The 10,232-nt window shown below is 67.4% G+C and carries 18 protein-coding genes; 16 read left to right on the forward strand and 2 right to left on the reverse strand.

Features of this window, described 5'->3' with window-relative positions; genetic code table 11:
* Positions 1-311 (forward strand): hypothetical protein (locus STARVERO_RS21875; protein ID WP_210253542.1); only part of this gene is annotated, 311 nt, incomplete at its 5' end.
* 47 nt (positions 312-358) lie between these two features.
* Here STARVERO_RS21875 and STARVERO_RS21880 read toward each other — a convergent pair.
* The gene (locus STARVERO_RS21880; RefSeq protein WP_159602097.1) at positions 359-859 is read right to left on the reverse strand and encodes a hypothetical protein; all 501 of its coding nucleotides are present in this window, start codon (positions 857-859) and stop codon (positions 359-361) included.
* A gap of 166 nt (positions 860-1,025) precedes the next feature.
* Here STARVERO_RS21880 and STARVERO_RS21885 point away from each other — a divergent pair, with 166 nt between their 5' ends.
* The 8 genes from STARVERO_RS21885 to STARVERO_RS21920 are packed head-to-tail and all read left to right on the forward strand — an operon-like array spanning position 1,026 to position 6,644.
* On the forward strand, positions 1,026-1,247 hold the full coding sequence (locus tag STARVERO_RS21885) for a hypothetical protein (protein ID WP_159602099.1): 222 nt from the start codon (positions 1,026-1,028) through the stop codon (positions 1,245-1,247).
* Entirely contained in the window at positions 1,244-1,702 is a 459-nt protein-coding gene (locus STARVERO_RS21890) for a DNA transposition protein (protein WP_159602101.1), read from the forward strand. Before STARVERO_RS21885 ends, STARVERO_RS21890 begins: the two co-directional genes overlap by 4 nt.
* Positions 1,699-3,825, forward strand: coding sequence for a DDE-type integrase/transposase/recombinase (locus STARVERO_RS21895; protein WP_159602103.1), 2,127 nt, complete (start codon positions 1,699-1,701; stop codon positions 3,823-3,825). The genes STARVERO_RS21890 and STARVERO_RS21895 overlap by 4 nt, the downstream gene beginning before the upstream one ends.
* A gap of 20 nt (positions 3,826-3,845) precedes the next feature.
* Positions 3,846-4,604 (forward strand): AAA family ATPase, encoded by a 759-nt coding sequence (locus tag STARVERO_RS21900; protein WP_159602105.1) that lies wholly within the window; start codon positions 3,846-3,848, stop codon positions 4,602-4,604.
* Between the two features lies 1 nt (position 4,605).
* Positions 4,606-5,241: a hypothetical protein gene (locus tag STARVERO_RS21905; RefSeq protein ID WP_159602107.1), complete on the forward strand. Its 636-nt coding sequence runs from the start codon at positions 4,606-4,608 to the stop codon at positions 5,239-5,241.
* The gene (locus tag STARVERO_RS21910; protein ID WP_159602109.1) at positions 5,241-5,621 is read left to right on the forward strand and encodes a transcriptional regulator; all 381 of its coding nucleotides are present in this window, start codon (positions 5,241-5,243) and stop codon (positions 5,619-5,621) included. Before STARVERO_RS21905 ends, STARVERO_RS21910 begins: the two co-directional genes overlap by 1 nt.
* Positions 5,618-5,956: a hypothetical protein gene (locus STARVERO_RS21915; RefSeq protein ID WP_159602111.1), complete on the forward strand. Its 339-nt coding sequence runs from the start codon at positions 5,618-5,620 to the stop codon at positions 5,954-5,956. The genes STARVERO_RS21910 and STARVERO_RS21915 overlap by 4 nt, the downstream gene beginning before the upstream one ends.
* Positions 5,946-6,644 (forward strand): DUF3164 family protein, encoded by a 699-nt coding sequence (locus tag STARVERO_RS21920; protein WP_200837947.1) that lies wholly within the window; start codon positions 5,946-5,948, stop codon positions 6,642-6,644. The genes STARVERO_RS21915 and STARVERO_RS21920 overlap by 11 nt, the downstream gene beginning before the upstream one ends.
* Here STARVERO_RS21920 and STARVERO_RS21925 read toward each other — a convergent pair.
* On the reverse strand, positions 6,619-6,969 hold the full coding sequence (locus STARVERO_RS21925; RefSeq protein WP_159602113.1) for a hypothetical protein: 351 nt from the start codon (positions 6,967-6,969) through the stop codon (positions 6,619-6,621). The genes STARVERO_RS21920 and STARVERO_RS21925 overlap by 26 nt on opposite strands.
* Between STARVERO_RS21925 and STARVERO_RS21930 the strand changes: the two genes are divergently transcribed.
* From STARVERO_RS21930 to STARVERO_RS21960, 7 genes are all read left to right on the forward strand, one after another.
* The gene (locus STARVERO_RS21930) at positions 6,968-7,237 is read left to right on the forward strand and encodes a ribbon-helix-helix domain-containing protein (RefSeq protein ID WP_159602115.1); all 270 of its coding nucleotides are present in this window, start codon (positions 6,968-6,970) and stop codon (positions 7,235-7,237) included. The two genes, STARVERO_RS21925 and STARVERO_RS21930, sit on opposite strands and share 2 nt — an antisense overlap.
* A complete protein-coding gene (locus STARVERO_RS21935; protein WP_159602117.1) occupies positions 7,234-7,533 on the forward strand; it encodes a hypothetical protein in 300 nt (99 codons plus the stop codon). The genes STARVERO_RS21930 and STARVERO_RS21935 overlap by 4 nt, the downstream gene beginning before the upstream one ends.
* Before the next feature lie 214 nt (positions 7,534-7,747).
* A complete protein-coding gene (locus STARVERO_RS21940; RefSeq protein WP_159602119.1) occupies positions 7,748-8,422 on the forward strand; it encodes a hypothetical protein in 675 nt (224 codons plus the stop codon).
* Entirely contained in the window at positions 8,419-8,691 is a 273-nt protein-coding gene (locus STARVERO_RS21945) for a hypothetical protein (protein WP_159602121.1), read from the forward strand. The genes STARVERO_RS21940 and STARVERO_RS21945 overlap by 4 nt, the downstream gene beginning before the upstream one ends.
* Positions 8,688-9,278, forward strand: coding sequence for an MT-A70 family methyltransferase (locus STARVERO_RS21950; RefSeq protein ID WP_159602123.1), 591 nt, complete (start codon positions 8,688-8,690; stop codon positions 9,276-9,278). Before STARVERO_RS21945 ends, STARVERO_RS21950 begins: the two co-directional genes overlap by 4 nt.
* Entirely contained in the window at positions 9,278-9,514 is a 237-nt protein-coding gene (locus STARVERO_RS21955) for a hypothetical protein (RefSeq protein WP_159602125.1), read from the forward strand. Before STARVERO_RS21950 ends, STARVERO_RS21955 begins: the two co-directional genes overlap by 1 nt.
* Positions 9,511-10,149, forward strand: a complete 639-nt coding sequence (locus tag STARVERO_RS21960) for a regulatory protein GemA (RefSeq protein WP_159602127.1) — start codon at positions 9,511-9,513, stop codon at positions 10,147-10,149. Before STARVERO_RS21955 ends, STARVERO_RS21960 begins: the two co-directional genes overlap by 4 nt.
* Positions 10,150-10,232: the final 83 nt, after the last annotated feature.

Below are 10,232 nucleotides of genomic sequence, written 5' to 3' on the forward strand. Positions count from 1 at the left end.
ATCGCCCGCATTCTTTCGCTCATCGGCCGGTGGTGAGCGCGATGATGTACGTCATCGGTCGCCTCGCCCCCGATCACCCGAGTGGGTGCGTGTACTGGGACGGCTGGACCAAGGTCGAGGGCGGTCCCGATATCCCGACGTTCAGCATCGGTGAAGCGGGCCGGCACGAGGATGTGCGCGTGTTCGGCAGCGCCGATATCGCAGCCGGCCTCGCCCTCTGGCTCAACACGTCTCCGGCTCTCAAGCGCAATCCGCTCGCGCCGCTCTGGCGCGCCATGCCGATCCCGGCCGAGTTCGGGAGCGCAGCATGAGCTTGCGCGCGCAACTGCTCAATACGACGGCTCTGACGTCGCTGCAGCTACCAAATGGCGCGCGGCCGGCCGGGTGCCGAGAGGACGCTCGGACCGCGATCGGCCGATATATGCACCGTGCTGCCGCACGCGTGGCACTTGAGCACGTCCGTGCGCGCATCGTGCTTTTCAAACTGAAGTATCGACTTCTCCTTGCGATCGAAACAGTGGGCACAGAGGTGGGGATGTGCCTCATTCGAGGCGCCTGCCGTCTTGCGCACGTACGCCGTGCTGTGCGGTCCGATCGCCTCAAGGACGTAATTCTCTCGGTCGATCTCAAACTCTCGAAGCTGGGCGTTTTCGCGCTCAAGATCGGCGAAGCGGTCGCGCAGAAGCGCGAACTCATCGCGCATCCTCTGCATCGTGTCGATCAGGTCGCCGATTTTGAGGTTGAGGTCGTTCCTCATCTCCTGATCAACCGCGCCGGTCAGCTTCTTGATGCTGGCGACCAGGGCCTTCCCCGTGTCGATACCGCTATTGATCAGGCCGAAGCCGTCCGTCCATCCCATTTTTCTTCCCTCGACTCGGTTTTCGCACCTCTGAGCATCGGGGAAGCGCGCCACCTGCGCCAGTGGTGGGGCGGCGGGGCTACCCGCATCCTCCCTAGACTTGCGAGCCGGGCGGGCGCTGCCGCGCGCCGTGTCCGCCCGGTCCTCTTTCGGGAGGAGCGCTGACATGCGTGTCGCCCTTGGTCAGCAGATTGAAGAAGTCGGCACCACGCTCGATGAGCGCCGGGCTGATTACGACCACAAGATCGCCCTCCGGAAGATGGGGCCGTCGCTCGCAGAGTACCGGACCCGGCGCCTCGAAGCCGTGAAACGCACACTGCTCTGGCTCCGGCGGCACGAGGATGTGCTGCGTCAGCGCTGCCCCGAGATGTTCGGAGAGCGCGTATGAGCCGCCGCGATCCGCACACGCTCGATCTGTTCGATTGGACGCCGCCCACCGTCGTCAAGCGCTTCGACGAGCGCAGGGTCCGGGCGGCGACATGGCGCGACCAAGTTGCCCGCGCGGTCGCCGAAACGCTCGGCGCGAGCGAGCTCTCCCGCGACGAGATCGCCGACCGCATGAACGACTTCCTCGGCGAGGACGAAGGCGTCTCCCGCGCGATGCTGGACAATTACGCTTCTCAGGCGAAGGAAACGCACACCATCTCCTACATGCGCGTCATCGCGCTCTGCGCCGTCACCGGCGATGCTCGCTTGCTTCAACTCGCTGCCGATCCGATCGAGCGGATCGTGATCGAAGCCCGCTTCGAGGGGGCCATCCAAGAGGCGATGGCGGCCGAGCAGATCGAGCAGCTTGAGCGCATCAAGAAACTCGGCCGGCGCCAATGGCGGGGGCGCGCATGATGGAGCCGCTGTCGATCGGCGCCATTGCGGACGCGCTTGGTTTGACGAAGCGCGGCGCGGAAGTGCGTGCCGCCCGCGAGAACTGGCCTTTCACCATCGGTGCCGGCACCGGCCGGCCGCGCCTTTACGCCTTCCAGGCATTGCCGCAGGACGTGCGTGTCGCCTGCGCCAAGGTGCAATTGTCGGCCATCGACGTGCCTGTCGACATCGCCGCGACCGCGGAGGCCGAGCCTGAGGCCGAACGCCTCGCGCTGAACGCCGCGGAACAGCGCGACGCGCGCCTTGCCCTACTTGCTGCCGTCGAGCGGTTCACCGCGTCCAGCGGCCTGCCGCGCGCACGGGCCGACGCCCTATTCTGCTCCAGCTACGAGGCCGGCACGATCGAGGTGGCGCCTTGGGTGCGGGCCGCTGTGCGGTCAATCACGCCCCGGACGCTCTTCCGCTGGCGCGCGGCCCGCGCGGCCGGCGCCACGCATCGGCTCGCGGTCGACAGGGGCGCCGCGCGGCGCGGCCGCGGCGTGCTGGACGTCGCGAACGAAGGCGGGGTCCGCAATGTGATCCTCGCCGCCATGGCAAAAAATCCCTTCTTGTCGGCTGACCACATCTGCGCGGTGGTGAAGGCCCGCTTCGGCGACATGCTCGACGTCGACGGAGCCTCGGTACCGATACCGACGATCCGCACCTTTCAGAATGCCCTGAAGGCGTGGCGCGAAGCCTACAAGTCAGAGCTCCTCGCCCTCACCGATCCCGATGCCTTCAAGAACAAGCTGCGGGTGTCGGGTCGGACGGCTCATCTCGTCAGCCGCTGCAATGAGCTCTGGACCATTGACGCTTCGCCTGCCGACGCGCTGACGAAGGACGGCCGCTACAACACCTACGTCGCGGTCGACGTCTATCCGCGTCGGGTGATGGTCCTGATCACCAGGACGCCCCGTGCCGCCGCGGTCGGGTTACTCATGCGGCGCGCCATTCTCGAATGGGGCGTGCCGGAGCGGGTGAAGACCGACAACGGATCCGACTTCACCGCCAAATACACAGAGCGTGTGCTTGCCGCCCTCGGCATCGAGGTCGAACTCTCCGCGCCGTTCTCCCCCTGGCAGAAGGGCACTGTGGAGCGCGCGATCGGCACCATGCAGCGCGACCTCATGCGCACGCTGCCGGGTTTCATCGGCCACTCGGTGGCCGACCGTAAGGCGATCGAGGGGCGCAAGGCGTTTGCCGAGCGGCTCGGCAGGGACGATGACAAGGCGTTCTCCGTCGATCTCACGGCGGCCGAGCTGCAGGACTATTGCGATCGCTGGGCTAACGGCCGCTACGCAAACCGCCCGCACAGCGCCCTTGCCGGCGCGACGCCGTTCCAGGTCGCGAGCGCCGACCGCACGCCTATCCGGCGGGTAGATGCCCGTGCTCTCGACATGCTGCTCGCGCCGGTCGCCGGGCGCAACGGCATCCGCACGGTCGGCAAGGAGGGCGTGAAGGTCGACCATACCTTCTATATCGCCGCCGGCGTTCTGCCAGGCACCGAGGTGCTGGTGCGCATGGACCCCGCCGACATGGGCCGGGCCTACCTGTTCGACCCCTCCGGCGAAACGTTCATCGGCGAGGCGATTGCCCCCGAGATCGCCGGCGTCGATCCGGCCGAGGCCGTTGCCCGGGCTCAGGCGGCGCAGAAGGCGTTCATGGCCGAACGGACTGCCGAGCTTCGCAAGGTGAAGTTCCGGCCTCGTGAGTTCGCCGAAGCGATCTTGCGCGAGGGCGAGCAGCAGGCCGGCACGCTGCTCGCCTTTCCCAAGCGCGAGGAGGTGCATTCCACTCCCGCCATCGAGGCCGCGATCGAGGCGACCACGCCCGTCGAGCCGCGCCCTGTCCCCGCATCCGTCGTCGACCTCCAGCGCCAACTGCTCGCGGAAGACAACGTGGCCCCCATCCGCCGTGCCGAGACCGGCCACGACCGCTGGAAGCGCGCCTGCACCATCACGGCCGCTCTCAAGGCCGGTCGCGATGTGAATCCCGACGATCTGATCTGGCTCGGTGGCTACCGCGAAGGGTCGGAATACCGGGGCTACGCCGCGACGTGGGGCGACCCCCTTGAAGAAGAAAACCCGGCCGAAGCCGGGTTCTGAAGTTGATTGAGGAGACCAGAATGACCGTCGCTACACCACAGGTCAATGGGCCGATCGCCCTCAAGAACGTCGCCGCCTTCATGGCGCTCGCGACCAAGCTGATTGACCGCGCGCCGCACCTGCCGGGCATCGGCGTCTGCTACGGCCCTTCGGGCTACGGCAAGACCTATGCGTCGATCTTCGCGCAGAACAAGACCCGCGCGGCGCGGGTGGAGGTCGGCGAGAGCTGGACCCGCTCGGCCTTTCTCGACGCCATCCTCTTCGAACTCGGCGAGCCCCGCCGCGGCACCGTCGCGGCCATGGCCGAGAGGGTGAAGGCATCTCTCGCCAGAAATGCGCGACGGCCGCTCATCATCGACGAGGCCGACAAGATCGTCGACAAGGGCTACATCGAGCTCGTCCGCGAAATTCAGGATCATTCCGGCGCGCCGGTCATCCTGATCGGCGAGGAAAAGCTCCCGTCGAAGCTGGAGCGCATCGAGCGCGTTGCCAACCGCGTGCTCGACTGGATGCCGGTCCAGCCCTGCGACATCGAGGATACCGAGCATCTGGCGCGGGCCTTTTGCCCGAATGTCACCATTGCCCCCGAGCTGCTCGACGAGATCCGTCGCCAGAGCCAGGGCCGCGCGCGCCGGATCGCCGTGAACCTCAGTCGGGTTCTGGATATCGCCCGCAATCTCGGCGTTCAGCACGTCGACCGGTCGGCGTGGGGCAGGTCGGAATTCTACACGGCGAAAGCGCCGCGCGAGCGCGGTGACCGTGATCTGGCGGTGGGCTGACATGAGCACCCATCGCCCCCCGACCCCTCGCTTGCACGAAATTCGGCTGGAGATCCCGCGCGGCTTCGCGGATTTCTGGAAGATCATTCGTGAGCTCGACATGTCCGGCCCCTGGACCATTGCAATGGTCACCGGTCAGACGCGCTCACACCACGAGGTCGTTGGGCGGTATGTCCGGCGCCTCGCGAAGGGCGGCTTTGCCGAAGTCGTCAACCGGCCGGATCGCGGCGGGCTTCCTCCGGCGGCGCACTACCGCCTGCTCAAAAACCCCGTCGATGCGCCTCGTGTGCGGCCCGATGGCTCCGAATGCCTGCCGACCGCGCAGGAACAGATGTGGCGCGCCATGCGCAGCCTGCGTCAGTTCGATGCGCGTGAACTCGCGTTCAGCGCGTCAACCGATGTCGTCTCGGTCAGCCTGCCCGCCGCCAAGAGCTACATCGCGCGCCTGGTCGCCGCCGACTACCTCGACGTGGTGCGGCCCGGCAAGGGCGGCGTCAAAGGCACGCTCGCGATATGGCGGCTCAGGCCGAACATGAACACGGGGCCGCTGCCTCCGCTTGTCATGCACACGCGGTTCGTCTGGGACCAGAACCGATCTGTGGTGATGGCGGCCGAGCCGGCCAAGGAGGTGGTGTGATGGCGCCGGCTCCTGACTTCATCGCCAAGGCCAAGGCCGCTTGGGGCTCGCCGCCGGACTGGATCCTCGCGCTCGCCGAGGCCTGCCAGCGCGATACGCAAGCAGCAGTCTCCCGCCGCCTCGGCGTCTCCGGCTCGCAGATCTCGCACGTCCTCGGCGCCAATTATGCCGGCCGAACCGAACGACTGGAGCAGCTTGTCCGCGGTGCCTACCTCGGCGCCATCGTCAGTTGCCCCGTGCTCGGCGAGATCGAGCGCGATCGGTGTCTCGAAGAACAGTCTCGCCCGTTCGCGGCCACCAGTTCCACGCGGGCGCAGCTCTACCGGGCGTGCCGTGGCGGCTGTCCCTTCGCCACCCACTGCAAGGGAGCGGCGGCATGAGCGCGGCTCCGATCAGCATGATGACGATCATCGACGGTGCGCGCGCCGCGGCCGAGGCGGTGATGGCGAGCGAGCGCAAGGCCATCGGCCTGTCGGTGTCGGACACGCGGGATCTCGCGCAGGCATTCCTCGCCATAGACGCGCTGGCGCGCCTCGCTGCCGACTACCTAGCTGTCCGCGAGGAGATGTTCGCCGCGGGCATGGCCGGTGACGCGGCGGGCGAGAGCGCTGCCGACGACAAGCTCGACGAGATCGAGCCGAAGCTGACCGAGCGCTTCGTCGAGCTCGGCTACCTCTTTTTCCATCCCGAGCAGGAGGCCCACGATGGCCAGTGAAACCACGCTCGCCGGCAAGCCCGGTGGTCACGTCATCATCGACGAGCTCAGCGTACTTGAGGCCATGAAAGCTGGCCTCGTCGAGGTCGGCGACGAGACATACATGCGCGATCCGCGCGGCGCCCTCGCCCCGATCGCCATAGTGAAGGCCCAGCATCAGTTGGAGGACGAGACCGTCCGCAAGGTGATGTTCTTCGCCGAGGAGCTCTCGGCGCAGGTAGCTCGCTTCAAGGGCCACACCTTCGAAGATCTTAACGCCCTTCAATCGATGCTGGAGCAGCAGTACGGCGCCCGCGCCGGCGGCGCCAAGGGCAACGTCACTTTCCGCTCCTACGACGACAGCCTGCGGATCGAGGTGAAGATCGCCGACCAGATTGCCTTCGGCGCCGAGCTGCAGTCCGCGAAGAAGCTGGTTGACGAGTGCCTGGTCGAATGGGGCGCCGACAGCCGGCCGGAGATCCGCGCGCTCGTGAACCGCGTGTTCAGCGTGGAGAAGGAAGGGCAGATCAACCGCGGCGAACTGTTCTCCCTGCTCGCCATGGAGATCGAGGACGAGCGCTGGCAGCGCGCCATGGACGCCATCCGCGACTCGATCCGCGTCGTCGGCCAGAAGGCGTATCTGCGCTTCCGCAAGCGGCGGCCGGATGGCTCCTGGACCACCGTCACCATCGACCTCGCGAGCGCGTGAGGTGGCGCTGATGGAAGTCGTCTTCGTCATCCGTGATGTCGGCGTGCGGCGGGCATCCCTTCTTGGAGAGCATCCCGGCCCCACGGGCCGGCCCCGCCTCCGGGTCCACATCCTCGGCGAGAAGCACCGGTGCGCGATCGACGCGCGCCTCGCCTTCAAGACCGAGGAGGCGGCACGCGCCGCGCGCGCTCAAGCCCGCCGCTACCGGCACCGATGCCGCTTCGCCGGCCGAGAGCTGACCGTCGTCGCCGCTCACCTCGAACTCCTCGACCGTGGCCTGAAGCAGGCCGCCTGAACCCATCCCCAACCGGAGGTCGCGCTCCATGATCGCAGTCAATCCCCACGCCTTCACCAGCGGCGTCGCCAAGCGTTCCGTCGTTATCGGCGGGCACAAGACCAGCGTCTCGCTGGAAGACGAGTTCTGGACCGAGCTTCGCGCCATCGCGGCGCGACGCCGCATGACCCTCGGCGACCTGATCGCCCTGGTCGACGTCAACCGGGCGAGCACGAACCTCTCGTCATCCCTTCGGCTATTCGTCCTGCAGGAAGTCAAGGCGTTGAGCGGCGCGCCCGCCGGGGCGGTGCTGTCATGAGCAAGCGCCCCCTCGACATCGCCAATCTGCGGCGCCTGGTCGTCATCGTGGAGGTGATCCTCGACAAGCTGCCGCCGATCGATTCCTCTCGCTTCGCTTCCTACAGCGAGCACCGGAAGGCGGCGGAAGCCGCCCTGGACGAACTCGCCCGAACCGAGGGCGCGCGCTGGCGCGAGACAGGCGCCGACGTCGCGCTTTTCCTCGGCGGCTTCCGCGCCTCCTCGACCGGCGGCGCGGCCGGCGCCATGCGCAACTGGATCACCTCGGCCCGCGCCAAGATCGGCGGTGCGGTATGAGCAAGCGCGCCAAGAAGCCAACGTCGGTCCAGTTGCGGATCCTGCGCAATAGGGCTGCCGGACTGCCGGCCGACTACGGCCGCCCCTTTACGCGGAGTCATGCCGCCGGTTGGGGCAGCTCCGAATTCTCGTGCCGGCGAGCCGGCTGGCTGGACAGAGAAAGCAACCTCACGCCGGAGGGCCGCACCATTCTGGAAACTCACGGGGGTGCGGTATGAGCAATCTTCCGCGCATCGACGGCTCCGCCGCGTGGGCGCAGCTCTCCCCCGAACAGCAGGCAGATATCGGCGCCATCGCCATCGAGCTGGTCGCGGCATGGGCTTGCGACGATCAGCTTCAGGAAGCCGCACAGCCTCGCGACGAACTGATCCAAGAAATCGCAGACCTTTCCGAAGCCTACGCACGAGCGGCCGGCTACTGTGACGCCGAGATGATCTCCGCCCTGCAGGACGCCGTCGTCGACGCCCTGCCGCGCGAGATCTTCTTCGAGGGCGAGGTGGCCCGTATCCCCTCGCGTCTCGGCCCCATCTGCCGGCGCTGCGGCTGCACGGAATATGATGGGTGCGAAGGTGGCTGCAGCTGGGCTGAGGACGATCTGTGCACCGCCTGCACCGACAGTCGGCGGCATGTCTTCGTCTCGGCCGACGCGGCACGAGCGGTCGACGCACGCGCGCCTGCGCTCAACAGGCTGGGCGAAGCCATATTCGAATGCACAGGATGCGGGAGCGTTACCACCGATCCCCAGCGTGACGCTGACCTGTATCGCAGGGCGGGTCACATCTCCTGCTGCCCCGAGCGCCATATGGTGCCCCTGCGCATCCGCTGGTCGTTCGTTGCGGCGCCGATGCGCTTTAGGGAACTGGATCCCGATGCGGAGGTGGCGCCATGACCCCCGCTCCGATCCACGTTCATGGTCGCATGCCGTTCGCGGACGGCATTTGCTACGACGATCGGCACGGCATGGAGGTCCATACCCTTCGGCTCCTGCGCGCTCGCGGCCTCGTGTGGCTGACACAGCTGCGGATCGACAACGAGGGCGAGGAGTACCGCTATCTCGCCGGCGCCGTCATCGCCGGCGATCTGGCGAGGGCGGAGGAAATCGCCTCGCTCCGAGGGCTCGGCGAAGTCGTCATCGGGCGCTGGGAGGCCGATCTATGACATCCCCGGCTTGGGCGTTCGATCACCTGCGTCAGTACAAGTACGGCGTCATCATCGCCGATCCGCCGTGGAAGTACGAAATGCGGTCGGAGAAGGGCTACGGGAAGTCCCCCGAGGCCCATTACGAGACGATGTCCGACGAGGAGATCGCCTCGCTCCCGGTTCATCTGCTCGCGTCCGATGACTGCATCCTGGTCATGTGGGCGGTGTGGCCGAAGCTGCCTGCCGCCATTGAGATCGTCCGGCGCTGGGGCTTCACCTACAAGACCGGCGGCAGCTGGACCAAGACGACACGGACCGGCAAGCGCGCCTTCGGCACCGGCTACATCCTGCGCTCCAGCTGTGAGCCGTTCCTGCTCGCCACGATCGGATCGCCCCAGGTCGCCGACCGGGCCGTCCGCAATCTGATCGAGAGCCCACGGCGGGCGCACAGCCAGAAGCCGCCGGAGATGCGGCGCATGGTCGAGCGCCTGCGCCCCAACGCCTTCGGCGCCGAGCTGTTCGCCATCGAGCCATGGCCCGGTCACGACACCTGGAATCCGAAGCCGCACCGGCCCGCCGTTGCGGAGGCAGGGAGTGCGGCGTGATGGCCAGGGTGCGCGATCAGCATCAGGAATTGCCGCCACTCCTCGCCGTCGAGGTCCGCGGGCGTCTCTCGCTGCTGGTGCGCAACCGTCACGAGCTCCTCAAGCAGATCAACAGGATGGCGCCGCGCAGCATGCGCCGTTTGGCCGCCGAGCGAGATCTCGCTCGCCTCACCCACGAGATTATCGCCGCCGATCTCGCTCTGCGTCCTGTCGGCAGGAAGGGCACGAAATCATGAGCACCGCTCCCATCTCCAAAGAGCAGATCGGCGCCATCCACGCCGCCAAGAGCCGCGCCGGCCTCGACGAGGACACCTATCGCGACGTCCTGCGCCGCGAGACCGGGCAATCGTCGTCGAAGGCCCTTAATGCCCGTGAGGCCGGCCGCGTGCTCGACTATCTCCGCGCTCTGCCGGGCCGCGTTGATGCCCCTTTGAAAGGCCCTTCAAAGCCGGCCGCACGGGGCGCCGTACGCATGGACGGTCCCTATGCCGGCAAGCTACGGGCGCTCTGGATCACCGGCTTCAACCTCGGCGTAGTTCGGAACCGGCGCGACGCCGGGCTGCTCGCCTTCGTCGAGCGCCAGACGGGCATTTCGCACCCGGCCTGGTGGCGGGAGGCGGCCGACGCCAACAAGGCGATCGAGGCGCTGAAGGCATGGATCGGCCGTGAGGCCGGCGTGGACTGGAGCGGCTGTCGCTCGACGCGCGACATGCAGGAGGCGTCCTACCACGCCCTGCGCCGGCGTCTCGTCGAGCTCGGCGCGCGCTGCCACATGCCGGAGGACACGCGCCGGTTCGAAGGTGAGCAGTTCATCGAGTGGATGCGTCTCGGCGGCGAGCAGCTGCGAAAGGCGAAGGGAGCGCGGGCATGAAGACGCTGACCCTTCAGGATCTCACCCACGACGAGCTCCTCGCCTGGATCGAGACGGCTGTGCTGGCGCGCTTCCTTCCCGGC

This window comes from Starkeya nomas, from assembly GCF_902703545.1.
GTDB classification, from domain to species: domain Bacteria; phylum Pseudomonadota; class Alphaproteobacteria; order Rhizobiales; family Xanthobacteraceae; genus Ancylobacter; species Ancylobacter moscoviensis.

Excerpts from the sequence above, each read along its gene's own strand:
- STARVERO_RS21880 (WP_159602097.1), bottom strand. The coding sequence starts at position 859 with ATGGGATGGACGGACGGCTTCGGCCTGATCAATAGCGGTATCGACACG.
- STARVERO_RS21885 (WP_159602099.1), top strand. The coding sequence starts at position 1,026 with ATGCGTGTCGCCCTTGGTCAGCAGATTGAAGAAGTCGGCACCACGCTC.
- STARVERO_RS21890 (WP_159602101.1), top strand. The coding sequence starts at position 1,244 with ATGAGCCGCCGCGATCCGCACACGCTCGATCTGTTCGATTGGACGCCG.
- STARVERO_RS21895 (WP_159602103.1), top strand. The coding sequence starts at position 1,699 with ATGATGGAGCCGCTGTCGATCGGCGCCATTGCGGACGCGCTTGGTTTG.
- STARVERO_RS21900 (WP_159602105.1), top strand. The coding sequence starts at position 3,846 with ATGACCGTCGCTACACCACAGGTCAATGGGCCGATCGCCCTCAAGAAC.
- STARVERO_RS21905 (WP_159602107.1), top strand. The coding sequence starts at position 4,606 with ATGAGCACCCATCGCCCCCCGACCCCTCGCTTGCACGAAATTCGGCTG.
- STARVERO_RS21910 (WP_159602109.1), top strand. The coding sequence starts at position 5,241 with ATGGCGCCGGCTCCTGACTTCATCGCCAAGGCCAAGGCCGCTTGGGGC.
- STARVERO_RS21915 (WP_159602111.1), top strand. The coding sequence starts at position 5,618 with ATGAGCGCGGCTCCGATCAGCATGATGACGATCATCGACGGTGCGCGC.
- STARVERO_RS21920 (WP_200837947.1), top strand. The coding sequence starts at position 5,946 with ATGGCCAGTGAAACCACGCTCGCCGGCAAGCCCGGTGGTCACGTCATC.
- STARVERO_RS21930 (WP_159602115.1), top strand. The coding sequence starts at position 6,968 with ATGATCGCAGTCAATCCCCACGCCTTCACCAGCGGCGTCGCCAAGCGT.
- STARVERO_RS21925 (WP_159602113.1), bottom strand. The coding sequence starts at position 6,969 with ATGGAGCGCGACCTCCGGTTGGGGATGGGTTCAGGCGGCCTGCTTCAG.
- STARVERO_RS21935 (WP_159602117.1), top strand. The coding sequence starts at position 7,234 with ATGAGCAAGCGCCCCCTCGACATCGCCAATCTGCGGCGCCTGGTCGTC.
- STARVERO_RS21940 (WP_159602119.1), top strand. The coding sequence starts at position 7,748 with ATGAGCAATCTTCCGCGCATCGACGGCTCCGCCGCGTGGGCGCAGCTC.
- STARVERO_RS21945 (WP_159602121.1), top strand. The coding sequence starts at position 8,419 with ATGACCCCCGCTCCGATCCACGTTCATGGTCGCATGCCGTTCGCGGAC.
- STARVERO_RS21950 (WP_159602123.1), top strand. The coding sequence starts at position 8,688 with ATGACATCCCCGGCTTGGGCGTTCGATCACCTGCGTCAGTACAAGTAC.
- STARVERO_RS21955 (WP_159602125.1), top strand. The coding sequence starts at position 9,278 with ATGGCCAGGGTGCGCGATCAGCATCAGGAATTGCCGCCACTCCTCGCC.
- STARVERO_RS21960 (WP_159602127.1), top strand. The coding sequence starts at position 9,511 with ATGAGCACCGCTCCCATCTCCAAAGAGCAGATCGGCGCCATCCACGCC.